We start from the raw sequence: 18,846 nt of genomic DNA on the forward strand, positions 1-18,846 counted from the left end.
AACGTGGCTTATTTACTCATGGTGGAGATATTGAAGACCTGTTCCAGCATGGGGTTGAATACAAATCCTTTGACGTCTTTGTTCATCGCCAGCTGATAGTTTTTCTGGAATAAATAGACGTAGGCCGCTTCATCAATCACGATGGTTTGCGCCTGCTGGTAGTCATTGGTTCTGGCCACCTGATCGGTCGTGGCCAGCGCGCTGCGCAGCAGTTTATCGACCTCACCGTTTTCATAGAACGAACGGTTACCCGGCAAGCCTTTCTTATCTGACTCAAACCAGTAGTTCATAAACATGTACGGGTCGGCAAAATCCGGACTCCAGTTGCCAATGGCAATGTCGTAATCGCCTTTGCCCACGCGGTCGCGCATGGTGGCGTTTGCCAGTTTTTCCAGTTTCACCTTAATGCCCAGTTTGCCAAGGCTTGCCTGGGTGGCGAGCGCGATAGGTTCCCAGTTAGGGTCATTATCGGAGTACAGGAAGCTCAGGCTTTCAGGTTTGGTGGCAACTTTGTCCCACGCTGCTTTGGCTTTGGCTTCATCAAAGCTGTACTGCATGGCCTTGTCGTCAAAACCCCACATGCCTTCAGGGATCGGGCCACGCATTTGCTTCCCGTTGCCGCTCAGGATCCCGTTGACCATGCCTTTATAATCGGTGGCCCACGAGATGGCGCGGCGTAAATCCACCTGATTAAGCGGGGCCTTACTGTTGTTGAGATACAGATAGGTCACGCGCAATGAGGGATAATCCGCCACGTTCACTTTGCCCTCCTGTTTTAAAGCGGCAAGCTGGTCAACAGGAAGCGCATCGGCAATGTCGATATCACCACGCGACAGTTGCAGGCGACGAGAGGCGCTTTCACCAATGATTTTGACTGAGACACGCTTAAATGTCGGTTTCGCCCCGGCATAATGCGGGTTCGGCACCAGCACCAGTTGTTGTCCCTTTTGCCAGCTCTTCAGCATGAAGGGACCAGAGCCTGCCGTGTTCTGCGCGAGGAATCCGCGGGCATCGTCTGCGGCATGCTCTTTTAAGATGGCCGGGTTAATGATTGAGGCACCGTCATTTGCCAGCGTATACAGAAACGGGGCAAACGGCTGGCTGAGGGTAAATTTCACCGTGTTGTTATCAATGACGTCGACCTTCAGATCTTTTGGGAAAGCTTCCGCAGGTCCCTGACCAATTTTGAGCAAACGTTCAAAGGATTGCTTTACCGCATCTGCCGTTACCGGCGTTCCGTCGGCGAATTTGGCATCGTTTTTCAGGGTAAACGTCCACTCTTTCTGATCGTCAGAGGCTTTCCAGCCGCTGGCTAAATCACCTTCAACTTCCGTGGAGCCTTTACCTCCGTCGGTTTTGTATTGAACCAACCGCTGGTAGGAAGGATAGGTGACTGTCCAGTCATTGTTATCGATGGTCACGGCGGGGTCGAGCGTCTGCGGATCGGCGGCTTTACCAATCACCAACATATCTTTGGGAACGGCAGCCTGTGCGGCGGGCAGGGCAAACGCTAACGCAACGGCTATCAGAGCGGGGCGGAAAAAAGCGTTTAACGCAGGTGTAGTCTTCATAACCAGGCTCCAGAATTAAAGGGGATGTTGTGTTGTTATGGACGTGACAGTGTAACAATCTATTTGATCGTCAAGCAGCGGATAGCGAGCGGCATCAGGTAATTCAAAATGCCACCATTCACTGTTAATACCGACAAAACCACCGCCAAACATAATGGCATTGAGCAGCAGGCGGTTACGCTGCGCTGCCGGAGGTACAGACGGGTGCCAGGCATGGGAACGGTCGTGCATTTCATCAAAACCGGCCCCCATATCAAGGAGATGGCCGCGATCGTCCATCAACGTAACGTCAATGGCCGTTCCGCGACTGTGATTGGAACCAATTGCGACATCGACAACATACTGCGGGTCGGGACAGGCATTCCACAGTATCGCCTGCGCCTGCTGGGGGCGATACGCGTCGTACACCACAAGCTGCAGGCCGGCCAGTTGCGCAATGCTGATGCTTTTAGCCAGCGCGGTTACCGCCTCAGTGTGCAACAGACAACGCGCTTCCCGGTAGATAGGTGCGCCGGTAATGTTATCGGCAGTAGCGTATTTAAGATCGATATGCAGCGACGGAAATATCACCGACAGATCGACCAGTTCTGGGAGTTCTGACATAGCACGTTTCCTGTTTATTGTTCGAATTGACCAAATTGTTGTTGTAACTGGCGATTGGTTTGCAGGCGTCCTGCGAGGGCGTCACCCAGTTGCGCCACCACCGCAGAAAGTAATAAGTTGAACAGACAGCTCACCGGTGCCAGTGAGTCCCAGAAATGCCCGGTGTCAGTTTTTACCTGAAGTAAATCAATGGAATAATCCCTGGCCCATGGGCACCACACATCGGTAATGAGCGCCAGCGGAATACAGCGCTCTGTGGCGACACGGCAATATTGTCGCGAAATAGCGGAGTAGGCGCGCATATCGGTAATAACCACGTAAGGCTGGCTGAATCCCGAGTTCAGCGACTCAACCCAACTGCCGGACAGGCCTTCGGAGTAGCTGACTTTAGGTCGCAGGTATTCCAGGTGACTAAAAAAGGCGTTGGCGATCCCGCGGGTGGACTGGATCCCGAGGATGTATACGGCTTCCGCATGCGCCAGCTGCTGCGCAATGCGTTGAAACGTCTCACCCTGGGCAAGTTGATAGACGTGGGTAATGGCGTCGATCTCCAGTAACAGCGACTGCTGTGCCCGATCCGGCAGGCTTTGTTGCTGGTGCCAGGAATCCAGTCGTTCATTCATTCCCCAGGGCTGATACGGAACAACGGGCAGTTCACGCAGACTGGCTTTTGCATCCTCCAGGTTACGAAAACCCAGTTTACGCAGATAACGTCCGACGGTAATGCCGCTGGTTCCGGTTGCTTTGGCGATGCCATCTGCGGTTTCAAATGGGATCTGCACAGCATGGGCTAACAGCCACCCGGCCACGCGCTTTTCGCTGGGCGTCAGCTGGCTAAAGGTTTGCTCTATGCGGGTAAATAACTCTGGTTTGGCTGTCATTACCTTCTCGCTGTTAGTTGCCTGTCAGATACTGTATTTCTGTTAGCGAATTAACAATGCAGGACGCGTGCCATGTGCGTAACAGCGGCACGTCGGCTGTTTTTGTTAAAAATAAACCGATATTCATTAACCAATGATCAACATTTGTGCAGCGTAGTTCAGTTTTGGTGCAACGGCAGAGGAAGAGGGGTATGAATCTGCTGATTTCGTCGGAACGATCACATTGTGGGCAACATTTATCCCTCAGACATAAGAATCAGTAATGGGAAATATAAATTTCAGCCATATCAATAACAGCAATCTTTATTCTTATGATGGTAGAGGTATTATTTTTCGCGAGCTACATTAACGGTGTTAAGCGCAAGTGTAGATATTATTTATATTATAAATGGAGTACTACAATGAATAAATTCTCCCTTTCTACAGCAGGTATTCTGGTCGCAGCGCTGTTAACCAGTGTCAGCGTCAATGCAGCAACAGATAACGCTAAAACTGAAGTGACTCCGAAAGGCATGAACTGCCAGGAGTTTATTGATTTAAACCCACAAACTATGGCTCCGGTGGCCTTCTGGGTGCTCAATGAAGACGAAGACTTCAAAGGTGGTGACTACGTCGACTATAACGAAACCGTTACGACTGCAGTTCCTCTGACCGTTGAACTTTGTAAGAAACATCCGCAGAGTGAATTAAGTAAAATAAAAGACGAAATCAAAAAAGAATTATCTAAATAAGATTAAACCGTTATTAAAACCCAGCCAAAGTGCTGGGTTTTGTTATTTGTGACGCTGTCACTAATTTGTTTTGTGATACTTAAGAAAACTTTATAAAGATATAAACGCCTGTGCCGATACTGGATAAAAGTTAGCCTTTTGCAGAAGGAGTTTGTATGGCCTGGTATCCTACTCGTATTTCAACGCGTTTAACCATCGGCGGCATTCTGCTGCTTGCAGTAACGACCCTTGTTATCGTGGTGATTATGCTCTGGCGCGGTCAGCCGCGCGTCGTTGAAATCAACACCGCCCTGATCGAAGAAACAGGGCAAGGTTTAACCCGTCAGTTGAGTACCGTATTGTCCCGAATTGAAGGTGAGACCGTCAGCCTGTCGCGATTGGCTGAAGTGTTGCCTAACGATGAATCACTGTACCAAAGCGTTGTTCCGCATCTTATTGGTGAAGGTAAAGACTCGATTATAACCGGCGGCGGCATCTGGCCAGAACCAGACGCCTTCACCCCAGGTGTGGAGAAAAGAAGCTTTTTCTGGGCGCGTAATGCTGAAGGAAAGCTGGTGTATTCCAATGATTATAACGTCGAAGGATCGAGTGGATACCACAATGAAAGCTGGTATCAACTGGCCAAAGGCCATTCACAAAACAGCTGTTTATGGTCTGACGTTTACCAGGATGCCAGTTCAGGCGTCAACATGGTGACATGCAGCGTGCCTTATCAACAGGCGGGCAAGTTTGCCGGTGTCGCTACCACTGATATCCGTCTGGATAACGTCGCCACTTTCATGCAGCAGCAGGGAAACAGCACCGGTGGTTACGCATTTGTGGTAGACAAGCAGGGACAAATTCTCTATTTCCCGCAGGCCGACCTGGCAAAATATAAAACCATTAACGATTTGGCGCAAAGCGCGCAGTGGCTTATCCCGGTGCAAAACGGTCTGAAATCTTTGCGCCCGACAGATGGGGTGAAGACTATCACGCTGGCAAACGACAACGTCCTGAATACCGCGTCACAGGTAATGCTGTTCCCGATGCCAGATACCGGCTGGGTCGTAGGACTTGCAACCCCGGAATCTCGTATTGTCGGTCTTGCCAAAGTGATGATGCAGGACGTTCTGGAAGTATTGATCCCTATCATGACGCTGTTGCTGGTGGGATCATGGCTGGTGGTTCGTCGACTAATTTCACGTCTCGATGATACTCGTCAGGCACTTGATGACATCGCGCAGGGAGAAGGCGATCTTACCCGTCGTCTGGATGTTCGTGGCAAAGACGAGATTTCGGCTATCGCCGAGGCGTTTAACCTGTTCGTCGATAAAATCTCGGCCATCCTGATCACCGTCAGAAGCAGTAGCACAGTGGTAGCGAATAACGCCGTTAGCCTGGCTGACAGTAATATGGAGCTTTCATCTCGCGTAACGCAGCAGGCCGCTGCGCTGGAAGAGAGTTCGGCGGCTATGGAGCAGTTAAATGCGACCGTTCATCAAAACGCCAGTAATACACAACTGGCGGATGAGCTATCCGATAGCACCGCGCAAACGGCCAACCGCTGCGGCGATGTGATGCAGGGCGTGATCTCAACAATGGATAACGTCAGCGCCTCATCCGGCAGAATGGTGGAAATTGTCGCGGTCATCGACAGCATTGCGTTCCAGACCAATATTCTCGCCCTGAATGCCGCGGTTGAAGCAGCCAGAGCGGGCGATGCTGGCAGAGGGTTTGCCGTCGTGGCCTCCGAAGTGCGCACGCTGGCTCAGCGCAGTGCCACCGCCGCCCAGGAAATTAAAACATTGATTGATGAATCCGTTTCTCATGTTGGTAGCGGAAGTCAGCAAATTCACAATGCCGGTGAGCGTCTGGGAGAACTGGTCAACAATGTGCGTCAGGTGCGCCAGTTGATGGGGGAAATACGCGTTGCGGGTGAAGAACAACGTAAGGGCGTTTCCGAAGTTACGCTGGCCGTTACCGAGATGGACAGCACCGTTCAGCAAAACGCCTCATTAATTGATGATGCCGCAGCACGGACGCAGGCGCTGAAAGAGGAGGCGGAACAACTGGCATTGCTGGTCTCATCCTTCAGATTACCTGAGCCTGGCGTTGCCGGATAACCACACCATATCCGGGTACAGACAATGTGCCCGGATAACTCCAGTATAATCTCCCTTAAGCAAGATTTTCCGGTTTAACTCCCTTTTATTGTGTCTTATAAGATTTTGAATCATTCCCAACTTAACTCTATAATATTGGGTGTAAAGTCGTTTTTATCCCAATAAGAGCCAATATTATGGATTTAACGCTAAATACTGCAGCTGATATCGTCAAACTGCTTTGCGACAGATTACGTAAAGAACGACTCGCGCAGCAAATGACGCAAGCTGATGTTGCCGCGCGTTCAGGTGTCGGTGTGAATACCGTTTCAAATCTGGAAACCGGTAAGAATGTAGGATTTGAGAATCTGGTCAAAGTCGCGATGGTGTTAGGCTATGGCGATGCGCTGGAGGGGTTATTCAAACCCAGGATTGATAGTCTCGATGATATTTTGCGTTACGAAAAGAGCGCAACGCGCCAGCGGATAAAAAGGAAAAATTCTGATGCCTGAGCAAGTTGATGTCTTCTATGAAGGCTGGGGTGAGAAATGGCTGTGGGGCAAACTGGTGTCTTCCACAGCCCTGACCGGACGTCCGTTGATCGCCTTTGAATACAGTGAAGAGGCCTTACGTAAGGGGCTGGAACTGTCCCGACTGATGTTACCGCTGAACGGTCCCCGTTTACGCAGGGATTTCCCGGCTCATCAGCTGGGATTATCTGGGCCAGTCTATGATTCGCTACCTGACGGCTGGGGTATGCTGTTGATGGACCGACTATTTAAACGCCGCGGACTCAACGCAGCACGCATAGGTCCATTAGAGCGTTTAACCTGGGTCGGCAACAACGCGATGGGCGCCATGACATTCCAGCCCGTTCAGTCAGATGTCGAGAAGATTTCAAAAGAGGATGTTCCTCTCGAACAACTGGCCGCAGAGGTGCAGGAAGTCCTGAGTGGAGACGGCGGGGAATTCTTGCAAAAATTGCTTCAGATGGGCGGATCGCCACAAGGGGCAAGGCCAAAAGCGTTACTTTATCGTGACACTGTCACGTCAAAATTTACCACTGCGCCGCTACCCGGGAGCGAAAGCTGGCTGATTAAATTTCCCGCCAGGCATGAGCATGCTGAGGTATGTGCCATCGAAGCGGTTTATGCTGAATGCTTGCGCCAATGTGGGATCACCACGCCCGATACTGCGTATTTCAATCTGCCCGGCGGACAGGCGGCATTTGCCACTCGCCGTTTCGACCGTGACCAGTCGATACGTATTCCTATGCAGAGCCTGGCGGCACTTACCGGGGCAAATTACCAGATACCCGGCGCTTTAGACTACCGGGATTTTCTGCGCGCCACGCAGATTTGTACCAATGATGTCAGAGAAAAGGCAAAAGCGTTCGAACGCGTGGTTTTCAACGTGGCATTTAACAACCGCGACGATCATCCGAAGAATTTTGCCTATTTAATGTCATCCGATGGAGACTGGACTCTGGCTCCGGCTTACGATGTCACCTGGTGCGAAGGGCCTGGCGGGTATCACCAAATGGACGTGCTGGGAGAGGCGCTGGATATCAAAAGAAAGCACCTTCAGTCGCTTGGCGTTCAGGAAGCTGAGTTATCTGCTGACCATGTGAACGGCATAATCGAAAAAGTCTGTCACTTTGCCACGGCATTGAGCGCCATCGCCAGGGACAAATACCCCGATCAGATAACGCAATCCACGCTGAAGACGATTCAGAAACAAATTGATGATAATGTCCGTCGGTTAATGTCCCGGTAACGCAGATACAGCCGCTACACTTAGCGAAGAATTAAATCTGAGCGGGGCAATGTTATGGCTGAATTTGTCTTGGGTATGCTGGAACACACGCCAGTTTGGGTGTATCTGCTGTTTGCCTTTCTACTTTACAGAGGGATTAAAGCCAGAACACCCGCCACCGTCACGCTGGAAAAGCTGGCGCTGATCCCGGCTATTTTTCTGTTCTGGGATATCTACGATTTAATAATTTATCGCGACCCGACCCTCATTACCTATATCCAGTGGACGATAGGTATTATCAGCGGCGCGATAATTGGCTACATATTAATTAACCCAGACCGTTTGAGCCGCAGTAGCGCACCGCGGAGTATTCATCGTCCGGCAGATTATTCCGCATTGCCATTTATGTTGCTGGCATTTGGCGTTAAGTACGTTCTTGGCGTACTTAACGCCACTGCTCCCGACGTTTTACGTCAACCCGCAATGAGCGCTCTGGCTATCATTACAGGCGGCATGTTCGCCGGCGTTTTTGTGGGGAAATTTACCCGCTACGTGAGCGTCTGGCTCAGACTTCCCACTCAGGACAACTATTAACGTCCCCAACGATTACGAATATAGGTCACGGCTTCCTGCGTTTGCGGTTGATTAAGATAATCTTCGCGAAACAGGATCGTGCCGTTGATGTACGGTTCGGATTCGTTTAAATCGAGCTGCTTTTTCAGTTCCGGCACACCGCCTTTTACCGTCCAGTCCGGCTCTTTTCTCGATGGTTCACCGACTTTATACAGTGCCACACCAATGTAGAGGCGGGTGTTGGTTGATTTCACGACATCTGCCCACCATTTTGCCAGTACATCGTAACGCGCTGCGTCACGGGCAAAAGGCCAGTAGAGTTGCGGTGCAATGTAATCCAGTAAACCTAGTTGCACCCAACGGCGGGTGTCTGCATACGACTCATCATACGCTGCCGCGCCGCGCGTGTCGGAGCCCGCTGGATCGTGCGAACGGTTGCGCCACACACCCGCAGGACTGACGCCGAATTCAACCTCAGGCTTGAGTTTCTTGATGGTCCGCGATACCTGGGCAATCAGCCGTTGCGTGTTATCGCGACGCCAGTCAGCCTTGGAAGCGAATCCCTGGCCGTATCTTCTGAAGGTCTGGCTGTCGTTGAGCGCAGAGCCGGGAGATTCGGTATAGAAGTAATCATCAAACTGCACGCCATCAACCGGGTAATTCTCAACCACTTCCGCCACGATGCTGGTGATCCAGTCGCGCACGTCGGGAATACCGGGGTCTAACACAAAACGCTCGCCCGCAGTGCGGATCCAGTCCCGATGCAGGACGTATACGCTGGACGGCGTCTGTGACAGCGTGCTGTTTAATTCAGAGACCGTCGAAGGTTTGGTGTTTACGGACACGCGGTAGGGGTTAAGCCAGGCATGAACTTTCATTCCGCGTTTATGCGCTTCATCGAGCATAAACTGCAGCGGATCGTAACCCGGATCCTGGCCAATCGTACCGGTCAGGGTATCTGACCACGGTAGAATCTTTGACTTCCACAATGCGGTCCCATCGGGCTTAACCTGGAAAAAAACGGTGTTAATACCAAGCCGTTTCAGGTTGTCCAGCTTATCCGTCAGCGCTTTTTGCTGCTGGCTGATGCGTACGGCAGGCGAACTGATGTTCACGGATGAGATAGGCGGCCAGTCAAGACGTGAAACCGTCGCCAGCCAGATCCCGCGCACTGGCTCCTTGCTCTGCTGTGGTTTGCTCACCGGAGATAGCGGAGTGGTTTTGGGGCCGGGCGGTTGTGAAGAACAGCTGCCAAGTAACAACATACTGCCCACGAGTACAGCAAACCATTTCATGTTGGTCAGCGGTAGTCTGGCACGAGAACGGGCGAGAATCTTCGCCAGTTTTTTCTGATAATTTCCTGAAAAGAAACCGGATGCTGCCATCTGATTTTGCTCTTATTTCTTTTTATTGCGGCTGTTAGCCCAGGGATCGAAGGCCGGTTCGGGGGTGTTGTTTGAGGCCAGGTCATGCAGCGAATCAAGGTACAGCGCTTCAACTTCTGCCCGCGCCCATGGCGTACGGCGCAGAAACTTCAGACTGGATTTAACGCTCGGTTCATTTTTAAAGCAGTTGATATTAATGCGTTGCGCCAGTTCAGCCCAACCATAACGTTCAACCAGGGCATTGACCTGCATTTCAAGCGTTACGCCATGTAAAGGGTCTTTAGAAATATGAGCATTCATATGAAGTCCAGTTCAGTGGTTCCAGATTTTGTCAGTAGTGTGACGGGAAGAAGGTTACAAGAAAGCAAAGCTGCCAGCAACGGCAGAAAGCGGTATGGCGCGACAAGTCGTACGCCATACCGGCAATGGATGGCTCAATACTCTTTAAAAGCCAGTTCCAGACGGGCAATCAACGGTTTAAACAGGTAACTCATCAGGGTTCGCTCACCGGTCTTGATCGTCACGCTGGCAGGCATTCCCGCTTTAATTTTGTAATCGCCAAGCAAACGCGCCCCCTCTGCTGAAACCTGTACTTCCGCAAGGTAGTAAGGCTGCTGAGTGGCTTCATCAATTAAGCGGTCCGCCGAGATAGTCAGAACCCGGGCCGGAACCGACGGCAACAGGGCATGGTTAAGGGCAGGGAAAAGCACATCAACGGTTAAGCCGGGGACCAGTTTATCAATGGCATGCACGGGTATTTTGGCATCAATTTGCATCGGTTGTCCGGCGGCGACAATATCCATAAGATGTTCGCCGGGTTGAATGACGCCGCCCACGGTACTGACTTTAACATCCAGCACGATACCGTTAATCGGTGAGCGGATCTCGGTGTTATCCAGCTCGTGACGGGTGGACACCAGTTCATCCTCCAGCATTGCCACTTCTTTTTGGTTTTCCGTCAGTTCAGACTCAACTTCACGTAAATATTGATGACGCACCTGGTAGGCTTTAATTTTTAATTCGTTTTGCTGCGATTTCAGTTTGGCAATATTAAGAATATCTTCTGAAACGCTGCCAGATATTTCAGCCGCTTCGCGCTCCAGCACCAGTAATTGCGCTTTGGGGTAATAGTTCTTTTCGCTCAGCGCGCGAATAGCCCCCAACTCCCGGTTAATCAGGGAAAACTGGTGGTCGCGATAGCCTTTTATTTTATTGAGATTATCCGTTTGCCCAACAAGACCATCGAGCGTCTCCTCAATCATCGACAGTTCGTCCTGAATCGTTTTGCGACGCGTATCGAAAAGCTTGGCCTGCAGATTTCTGACTTCTGTCAGCCGTTTATTGCCAGAGAATTGCTGCGTCAGCGTCGTATTAAAGCGGATCGCTTCCAGGCCATCGCGTTCTGCCAACAGGCGATCTTCGATACTTTTTGCAGAAATATACTGGGCATTTAACGCGCTGAAACGCATTTCGAGCTGCATTTTATCCAACCGGACGAGAACCTGATTTTTCTTCACGAAGTCGCCTTCTTTGATAAAGATATCCGTTACCCGACCGCCGCTCAGATGCTGAATGGTTTTGCGGTTACTCGATACGGTTACCGTACCATCAGCGACCACGCCCGCATCTAATGGAGCTTGCACTGCCCAGAGGATAAAACTACCGACACCAAGCACAATGACGATCACGCCCCGGATAATCGGCGACCAGATATTGGTATCTACGCCAGCAGATGCCGTGTTGTGGGGATTCTTTTTCATCATCAGGCCTCACGTTGCTGTTCAGTCGTGGATGGAGAAGGCGTAGCCACCGGTTTCAGTACGTTGGCCTGACGCAAATGGGCAAAAACCTGATCGCGGGTACCAAACTCCTGTATGGCGCCATCGTTAAGCAGCAAAACCTTATTGACCACGCCGAGCAGCGTCGGGCGGTGTGAGATAATGACGGTAGTTTGTCCCTGTGTACGCAGGGTATTGATGGCTTTAACGAGTGCAAATTCACCCGCGTCGTCAAGATTAGCATTCGGTTCATCAAGCACGATGAACGCAGGATTGTTATACACGGCGCGTGCCAGCCCGATACGCTGCCGCTGCCCGCCGGAGAGCTGGTATCCGCCTGCGCCCAACAGCGTGTCATAACCTTGTGGCAAGCGCAGGATCATCTCATGAACGCCTGCCAGTAATGCGGCGGCGACGATAAGCTCACTGTCATTCTGCGCGAAGCGGGCAATGTTTTGCGCGATGGTACCGTCAAACAGTTCCACATCCTGCGGCAGATAGCCAATAGACGGGCCCAGCAGCGCTTTATCCCACTGACAAATATCTGCGCCGTCTAATCTGACTTTCCCTGATATCGGTTTCCAGACGCCAACCAGAACCTTTGCCAGCGAGGTTTTCCCTGAGGCTGAGGGGCCGATAATCCCCAGAACTTCACCTTGCTCCAGCTGGAATGAGATATTACGCAGTAGCGGGGAAGGCTGGCCGGGGGCAGCGGCGAAGACGCTTTCGACGCTGATGTTGCCGTTCGGACGCGGCAGGGTCAGTACCTCTTTCGGTGCCGGATACTCCTTCAGCAAGGTTGAGAGCTGATGCCACGCGCTACGAAACTGCACGAACTGCTTCCAGCTGCCAATAACTTGTTCTACCGGGTTGAGGACGCGGCCAAGAATGATCGAGGCGGCGATCATCAAGCCCGGAGTAATATGGCCGCCGATCACCAGTAAAGCCCCGGCACCCAGCGCAATAGATTGCAGCAACACCCGCACAAAGCGGCTGAGGCTGCTTAACCCGGCCGTTTTGTCGGCAATCTGCGTTTGTAGCGCCAGCACTTTGTTATGTTGCTCCTGCCAGTTGGACTTCAGGGTCGAGAGCATACCCATCGCCTCAATGGCATCAGCGTTTTGCAGCTGTTTATTCAGTTTGCTGGCATTGTTAATGGTTAAGGCGTGCGCTTGCTGAATCGGGCGTTTGGTAGAGATTTCAGATACCAGCGTCAGAATAAATAATAACGTTATTCCGCCGAGAGAAAGGTATCCCAGCAGGGGATGGACCAAAAAGGCGATGAACAGATATATTGGCGTCCAGGGAATATCCAGTAAGGCGAATAGACTATTCCCGGAAAGAAACTGACGAACCTGATCCAGTTCGGCTAAAGATTGCGCCGGATTGTTATCGCCGGTAACCATCTTTCTTTTAAAGGCTGCGTTAAAGACCAACTGGCTTAGCTTTATATCAAGCCTGTTGCCAAGCCTGACCATAACCTGCGCGCGGGCAGATTCAATCATGGCAATAACGATGTACAAGCCGACAATCAATAAGGTCAACATTAACAGCGTGGTGGTATTTTTACTCACCAGCACGCGGTCGTATACTTGTAGCATATAAATTGCCGGCGCCAGCATAAGCATATTAATCACACAACTAAAAAACAGCAGCATCAGAAAAGTGGGTTTCGTTCCTTTTAATGCATCATTCAGTTCTGTTGGCGTATGCTGGCGCGACATAGTCTTCTCCTTATACGATCAATGAACTATTGCCATTGTTGCTGGCAAGGGTGGTGGGCATTTCCAGATAAAAGTCACCAATATTCACGGTGGTTGAGTTGACGCCCACCAATGTGATGGTATCTGTACCGATAGTCACAATGGTGTTGCCATTGTTTCCGGTGATAGACACGCTGCTGGCAAAATTACCCGCGTTGATACCTAACAAGACGAGATCAAGGAAGTCCTGCCCGCCGTTGGGGTTACTGTCAAAACCGGTAATTCGGTCCTGCCCAAAGTTGGCGCCAAAGGCAAAGATATCGCTACCGGCACCACCGTCCAGAATGTCGTTACCTTCCTGACCATTAAGAATATCGTCCCCGCTACCGCCTGAAAGGGTATCCGCGCCCGCACCGCCAATCATGACGTCGTTACCAACTCCGCCTTGCAGGTTATCAGCGCCATCTCCGCCATCGAGGAAGTCATTCCCGATACCACCAAACAACTGGTCGTTACCGCCCATGCCGAACAGATAGTCGTTACCGGTCCCTCCCGTAATGGTGTTCGCAATGGCATTACCGGTACCGATAAAACTACCGCTGCCGGTAAATACCAGTTCTTCCACGTTATCGGTGAGGTCGTAGCTGCTGAGGTTGGTTCGGACAACGTCCGTGCCACCATTCACACCTTCGATAACTACATCACCGAAATCATCAACGATGTAGGTATCATCGCCCGTGCCGCCGGTCATACTGTCGGCACCAAGCCCGCCATCAAGCGTGTCATTACCGGCATCACCTTGCAGAATATCTTGCCCCGCCTGACCAGAGAGGTTGTCGTTTCCCGCACCGCCAATGAGCAGATCGTCACCTGCACCGCCGAGTAAGGTGTCATTACCGCCTTCACCGCGTAGGATATCGCTCCAGGCAGTACCGACGAGGGTGTTAGCCCCGTTGGTACCCACAATCAGATCGCCCACGGGCTGGGTGGTGGTCGACGTCAGGACAACAGGGGGGTTGCCTTCATCGTCGACGACGGTAACGACCACCTGCAACGTTCTGCCAACCATAGCCTGACCCGGCGTATAGGTGGCGGAAGTCGCACCGTTAATGTTGACGAATCCGGTTGGCGAACTCATTCTCCATTGATAAGTGAAATTACCGCCGCTCAGACCATCGGCGTCAGCAATGCCTGAAACCACCGCGGTCAGCGTCAGACTTTCAGTTGGGGTGAGGTCGTTAATTACCGGCACACCGGTCGTGGCCTGATTTCGCGGTAGGATCGCCTGAGTTTGTGCCGACACCAGGGTTTCAGCGTCACCCATGCGGTCGTTAAAGCTGGCTACCACACGCAGCGGTGCGCCCTGAATAGTGCCAGGCACTCTGAACTCAACGCCGGTTGCCTGATCTCGCCATTGGCCGTTGACGAATGCCTGCCAGGTCATGGTGATGGCCACATCCGCCGCCAGCCCGTTACCATCCAGCAAGTTCGCCACGTTGACGCGCAGCAGGTCGCCCACCGAAGGGTTAGGATTGCTGATGGTAAGATCGCCCGTCGCTTGCTGCGCCGTCACCCACAGCTGCTTCCCATCGCCAAACTCCAGTTTTTCGATGTTCAACAGACGATCGATGCCATCATTCAGGTTCAGCGCGGCATCCGGCGTGGCGTGATCGACGCGCAGGCTACCGTCTGCCATACGGGTAAAGACATAGTTGCTGCTGACATCACGGTACACCGCGACGTCAGTTTCCGTGCCGTTACCTTCATGCAGGATTTCTCGCACAATCGACAGCTGATTCGGTTTCAGCGTGCCGGCCAGCATGTACGATTTCAGTTCAGCCATACCTTCGGCGCTGGTGAGTCCTGCCATACCCGTAACGGCAATACGCACGTTGAGCCATGCATCACCATCAATGATATCGTTACCGGCTTTACCCATAATGCGGTCGCTACCGCCACCGCCGAGTAAAATATCGCTACCATCATCAGGATTCAGGAGCACCGCGTCCGGATTTGTAGAACGCTCTACGCCGAGAATAGCCTGTAAACCGGTGATCCGATCCGCACCTTCCTGGGTCAGGTTGTTAGAGAGGGGAACGCCCTGAACAGGCGCAGTACCTATCGGCTGTTCTGTCCCGGTCAGGATATCGTCGTATTTCCAGCCCGACAGCCCTTCAACAAGATCAAAACGGTCGCGTAGAATAAACTCCTGCTGGTTGACAAAAATAGGGATCCCAAGGTCAGAGTTAGCGCCATTTGGGTCGCCTTTATGGATAGCCCAGTCGAAACCGGCCATGCCATTATTGCGCTGGATCCCCGCGCCCTGAACCATGATGTCGTCACCGGCTTCGCCATCGTAGTCGGTGTCGTTACCCTGACCGTTGAGGACATCGTGACCGATAATGGTACTGTTGAAGAACAACTCGGAGTTGTCACCCGCCAGCGTGTCAAACCCGTCACCGCCTTCCAGCCAGTCATCGCCTTCGTTGCCCATCAGGAAATCACCACCCGAGCCGCCAAGCGCAAAGTCGTTATCCTGACCCGAGAAGACCTCCTGCGCATCTTCGCCGACCACCACGAAGTCGCTACCGCTGCCACCAAAGACCAGATCGTTTCCGTTACCGGAGAAGATAACGTCATGTCCGGCATCACCGTGCAGGAAGTCCGCATCACCTACAGGCGTACCGGTATCGGTAATAATGTCATCACCGTCACCACCATGGACCACGTCTGCTTCGTCGCCGCCGTCCAGTCGGTCATCTCCGCCATCACCCCACAGACTGTCGATCCCTTTACCGCCGATTAACGTATCATTGCCTGCCGTCCCTCCAAGCACCACATGCCCATCGCCGGTATATTTCAGATACCCGCCATCGGCAAAACTATCGCCGTCAACATCCGCACCTGGGTCACGACGCACCAACAACGGCGAGAGCAGATCCTTCAGTGGATTTCCCCATTTCGGGTCGATTTCCGTTTGCAGCACGCGGTTCACTTCAAAAATATGGTCCGGTGTCTGGAACAGATTTGCGGGCAGGTGGGAGGATCCCTCATCGCCAAGATCGCTGTTACGCATTACCAGCGCGGAAAACGAGTTGGCCTCCAGTTCATTGAGTAAGTTCAGCCCCTGAACGCGGCTCAGATAGTAGAAACGATCGCCGTCCTGAAGCATTTCCATTTGTGTTTCAAAGACGAAGTTGAAGGTTGAGCCGAGCATGCCGCCAAATTCATTTTTGCGCTCTGCCAGCCCGCCAATCCAGAAATCGACCATATTCAGGCCGGTCTCTTTGGTTGCCCACGCTCCGGTACTGTTAAAGAAATCCATCGCATCCGCAGGCGGGGCATTGTTAGCATCACCAAACAACAGGAAGTTTACCGCTGCACGCTTACCTTCAAGGCTGGTGGCATTGAGGATCAGCTCATGCTGACCATAGGCGGCCATAAAGTTAATGATTGAAGCGGGATTTTTCAGGTAGGTAGTGAAGTCAGCCCAACTGGTATAAGGCTTCAGTTGACTATCACCGCTTAATGCAAAAAACTGCTCGCGGGCCTGGTTCAGCGTCGGCATTGCGGTGTCACGGCCACGGGCTATATTAAGCGCGCCTAAATCGAGGGGCAGGCCGATGAGATTATTACGCAGAGCATCGGTAATAAATTCATCAATTTCGTTACCCACCTGACGCGTCATACCACGCACAATTGCGCCAATAGCCTGATCGTCCGTGACGGTGGCCCCGTTGATTTGATTAAATGCTACCGGATTCAGGAATGCTGAAATCAGGTCAATATCGCCGCTTTGCATATCAATGTCGGTGCGCGCCACGGTTTCAGTCAGCATTGAATGCCCGAAACGGTAAACCACATGCGCAAACTCGGCAAAGATCATCGGGTTTATATCCGCCGTGTTGGAGAAAACAAACGGATCGACGGCGGGTTGTACGGTACGGGCAAACTCCTCGAATACGAGGTGCTGATATTGCATTTCCGTGGAGAAACGACCTGCCTGGAATAGGTACTCACCGTTCCATACCAGCGTACTGGTATCGGCAGGTAATTCCGTGATTTGATGATTGGGCATCAACCACTGATTAATGAGGTCGATATCACCGGTTTCCAGCAGTGTTGTTTTATATTGCTCAACCAGACGGTTATGCTCGCTGTGAAAAACGGCGTGCACCGCGGTTAAACCTATATTTTCGTTCCCACGCCCGTCACCGGTAATAAAGTGACGATCGAGCAGTTCGTTATCATAGGTTCCTGCCGGTTGCGCTCCTTCTCCCCCAATCGCAGTGTCATCATCTGCCAGCAGACCCGCTTTTGGCGCGGCAGTATGCGCAATATCATCAAGAAACGCATGGCCGGTGCGGAATGTTCCCTCAGGCAACAGACCGCCGTTGGCTTCAACCAGTCCCCCGGTGGTAACAATCTGTACCTTTCCATTTTCACTTAAAATCAAATTACCATAGCGATCCGTAGCCAGCAGGGGAACATTAAACACATCCTGATCGGTGAGTTTAATGCCAAGCAGGGTTTCAGCCTGGTTTTTAACGTCGGCCCAGGTCGCCAGTCCACCGTTCGCACCGCCTAATAAATTCCCGGTAGGCTCAGGTTTCCCATCAATAATGACGTATTCGCGGATGAAAATTTGATGTGAAGGATGGGAGGTGTAGGTTTGGTTTTGGTCGATGAAGGGGGTCGTCAGGTTTACTGTCTCTCGATTTTCATCCACCGTTGCCCGGGTTAATAGCATAAAGTTTGTTGACGACCCTTCCACATATAAAGGGTCATCCGGCTGTAGCGGAATGAAAACGATACCGTTGCCTCCTTTGGGAATCAAATCCAGACCGTGGTCAAAAAACTGGCCAAAGAAGGTCATCCAACCGTTAAAAGCAGGGGAGAGACCGATATCGGGAGACTGGTTAGGAATGGATAACGTTTCTCCGTCTCCTGTAATAGTCCCCCCGCCGGGAGCATCTTTTAATGCGTTAAATACCTCCAGTGCGGCTGGGTTAGATGCCGTTTGATCGGAAATTAAGTTACTAATAATACGTGGGTCGGCATCAATAACGGTGCCACCAATTTGGATATAACTGGTCATTTGGTCCGCATCTTGCCAGTTTAACGCGGTTAATCTCGGCATTGTCTGGTCGGCAGAGCCATATAACTCCTGACCCGGTAGAAGATTATTCCATGAACCATCTACCGTGCGAAGTCCATAAGGTAATAGCGGGCTGGAAACTAATTCTCTAAGCAATTCAGCATTAACGCTACCATCTGGGTTAGTTGCCGCTTCGGATATTTTGATCTGCTTAAGAATAAAAGCAAGATCGTGCAGGGTGACAGTAAAGTCATATTGTGAGGCCATAAGTCATTACCCCTATCTTTACCTGTATTAGCTATCATCACTCTTTTCTTCCACTTACAAAAATTGACAGAAGAATGAGTCGTATAAGATACCTGATTGTTATTGCATGATTAAAAGTCCATATTTTAAAAATGATGTATCCATGACCAGATTAGCGTTATTCTCCTGAGGATTAGTTAGCACAATAAGATATTCGCCTCACTTATATATTAGGTTTTAGAGGTTAATGATCATCGTGTCCCATTGAAATCACAGACATATTTGAGACACAATGTTTTGAGAAGACAAGGTCTCCTCAAGGCTGTAAAGGTTTTACTTTTTAAAACGCATATTACAGTTATGTGATGATCATAACTATGGTTTTTCCGTTGGCGACTTCACTCATACTTTTTTATGAAAAGATTAAATTTTCATTTCTTT

General features: G+C 51.3%; 13 protein-coding genes. 5 read left to right on the forward strand and 8 right to left on the reverse strand.

Translation table 11 applies throughout. The features are described 5' to 3' along the window. Nucleotides 1-8: 8 nt before the first annotated feature. Genes OGX83_RS06475 through OGX83_RS06485 form a run of 3 tightly spaced genes read right to left on the reverse strand, consistent with a single transcriptional unit; the run spans nt 9 to nt 3,055 of the window. On the reverse strand, nt 9-1,571 hold the full coding sequence (locus OGX83_RS06475; protein WP_003832992.1) for an ABC transporter substrate-binding protein: 1,563 nt from the start codon (nt 1,569-1,571) through the stop codon (nt 9-11). A gap of 15 nt (nt 1,572-1,586) precedes the next feature. Beyond that, entirely contained in the window at nt 1,587-2,174 is a 588-nt protein-coding gene (ddpX, locus tag OGX83_RS06480) for a D-alanyl-D-alanine dipeptidase (RefSeq protein ID WP_008784783.1), read from the reverse strand. Between the two features lie 14 nt (nt 2,175-2,188). Then, nucleotides 2,189-3,055 (reverse strand): MurR/RpiR family transcriptional regulator, encoded by an 867-nt coding sequence (locus OGX83_RS06485; protein ID WP_003832990.1) that lies wholly within the window; start codon nt 3,053-3,055, stop codon nt 2,189-2,191. A gap of 401 nt (nt 3,056-3,456) precedes the next feature. Here OGX83_RS06485 and hdeB point away from each other — a divergent pair, with 401 nt between their 5' ends. From hdeB to OGX83_RS06510, 5 genes are all read left to right on the forward strand, one after another. Continuing rightward, nucleotides 3,457-3,786, forward strand: coding sequence for an acid-activated periplasmic chaperone HdeB (hdeB, locus tag OGX83_RS06490; protein ID WP_003019999.1), 330 nt, complete (start codon nt 3,457-3,459; stop codon nt 3,784-3,786). Nucleotides 3,787-3,941: 155 nt separating this feature from the next. Continuing rightward, nucleotides 3,942-5,888, forward strand: coding sequence for a methyl-accepting chemotaxis protein (locus OGX83_RS06495; protein ID WP_284878802.1), 1,947 nt, complete (start codon nt 3,942-3,944; stop codon nt 5,886-5,888). A gap of 176 nt (nt 5,889-6,064) precedes the next feature. Next, the gene (locus OGX83_RS06500; RefSeq protein WP_195994653.1) at nt 6,065-6,379 is read left to right on the forward strand and encodes a helix-turn-helix domain-containing protein; all 315 of its coding nucleotides are present in this window, start codon (nt 6,065-6,067) and stop codon (nt 6,377-6,379) included. Next, nucleotides 6,372-7,643: a type II toxin-antitoxin system HipA family toxin gene (locus tag OGX83_RS06505; RefSeq protein ID WP_286587609.1), complete on the forward strand. Its 1,272-nt coding sequence runs from the start codon at nt 6,372-6,374 to the stop codon at nt 7,641-7,643. The genes OGX83_RS06500 and OGX83_RS06505 overlap by 8 nt, the downstream gene beginning before the upstream one ends. A 54-nt stretch (nt 7,644-7,697) precedes the next feature. Next, nucleotides 7,698-8,216: a hypothetical protein gene (locus OGX83_RS06510; protein ID WP_153753063.1), complete on the forward strand. Its 519-nt coding sequence runs from the start codon at nt 7,698-7,700 to the stop codon at nt 8,214-8,216. Here the strand turns inward: OGX83_RS06510 and OGX83_RS06515 are convergent. The 5 genes from OGX83_RS06515 to OGX83_RS06535 all read right to left on the reverse strand — a co-directional run bounded on the left by OGX83_RS06515 (nt 8,213) and on the right by OGX83_RS06535 (nt 18,426). After that, the gene (locus tag OGX83_RS06515; RefSeq protein WP_153753065.1) at nt 8,213-9,580 is read right to left on the reverse strand and encodes a glycoside hydrolase family 10-like protein; all 1,368 of its coding nucleotides are present in this window, start codon (nt 9,578-9,580) and stop codon (nt 8,213-8,215) included. The genes OGX83_RS06510 and OGX83_RS06515 overlap by 4 nt on opposite strands. A gap of 12 nt (nt 9,581-9,592) precedes the next feature. Next, nucleotides 9,593-9,880 (reverse strand): VF530 family protein, encoded by a 288-nt coding sequence (locus OGX83_RS06520; protein WP_032943454.1) that lies wholly within the window; start codon nt 9,878-9,880, stop codon nt 9,593-9,595. 134 nt (nt 9,881-10,014) lie between these two features. Next, complete coding sequence (locus OGX83_RS06525; protein WP_171845945.1) at nt 10,015-11,343, reverse strand: HlyD family type I secretion periplasmic adaptor subunit; 1,329 nt, start codon at nt 11,341-11,343, stop codon at nt 10,015-10,017. Continuing rightward, complete coding sequence (locus OGX83_RS06530; protein WP_128611581.1) at nt 11,343-13,082, reverse strand: type I secretion system permease/ATPase; 1,740 nt, start codon at nt 13,080-13,082, stop codon at nt 11,343-11,345. The genes OGX83_RS06525 and OGX83_RS06530 overlap by 1 nt, the downstream gene beginning before the upstream one ends. Nucleotides 13,083-13,092: 10 nt before the next feature. Further along, nucleotides 13,093-18,426, reverse strand: a complete 5,334-nt coding sequence (locus tag OGX83_RS06535) for a peroxidase family protein (RefSeq protein WP_286587613.1) — start codon at nt 18,424-18,426, stop codon at nt 13,093-13,095. Between the last annotated feature and the right edge of the window lie 420 nt (nt 18,427-18,846).

The organism is Citrobacter sp. Cpo074 (assembly GCF_030332745.1).
GTDB classification, from domain to species: Bacteria; Pseudomonadota; Gammaproteobacteria; order Enterobacterales; family Enterobacteriaceae; genus Citrobacter; species Citrobacter portucalensis.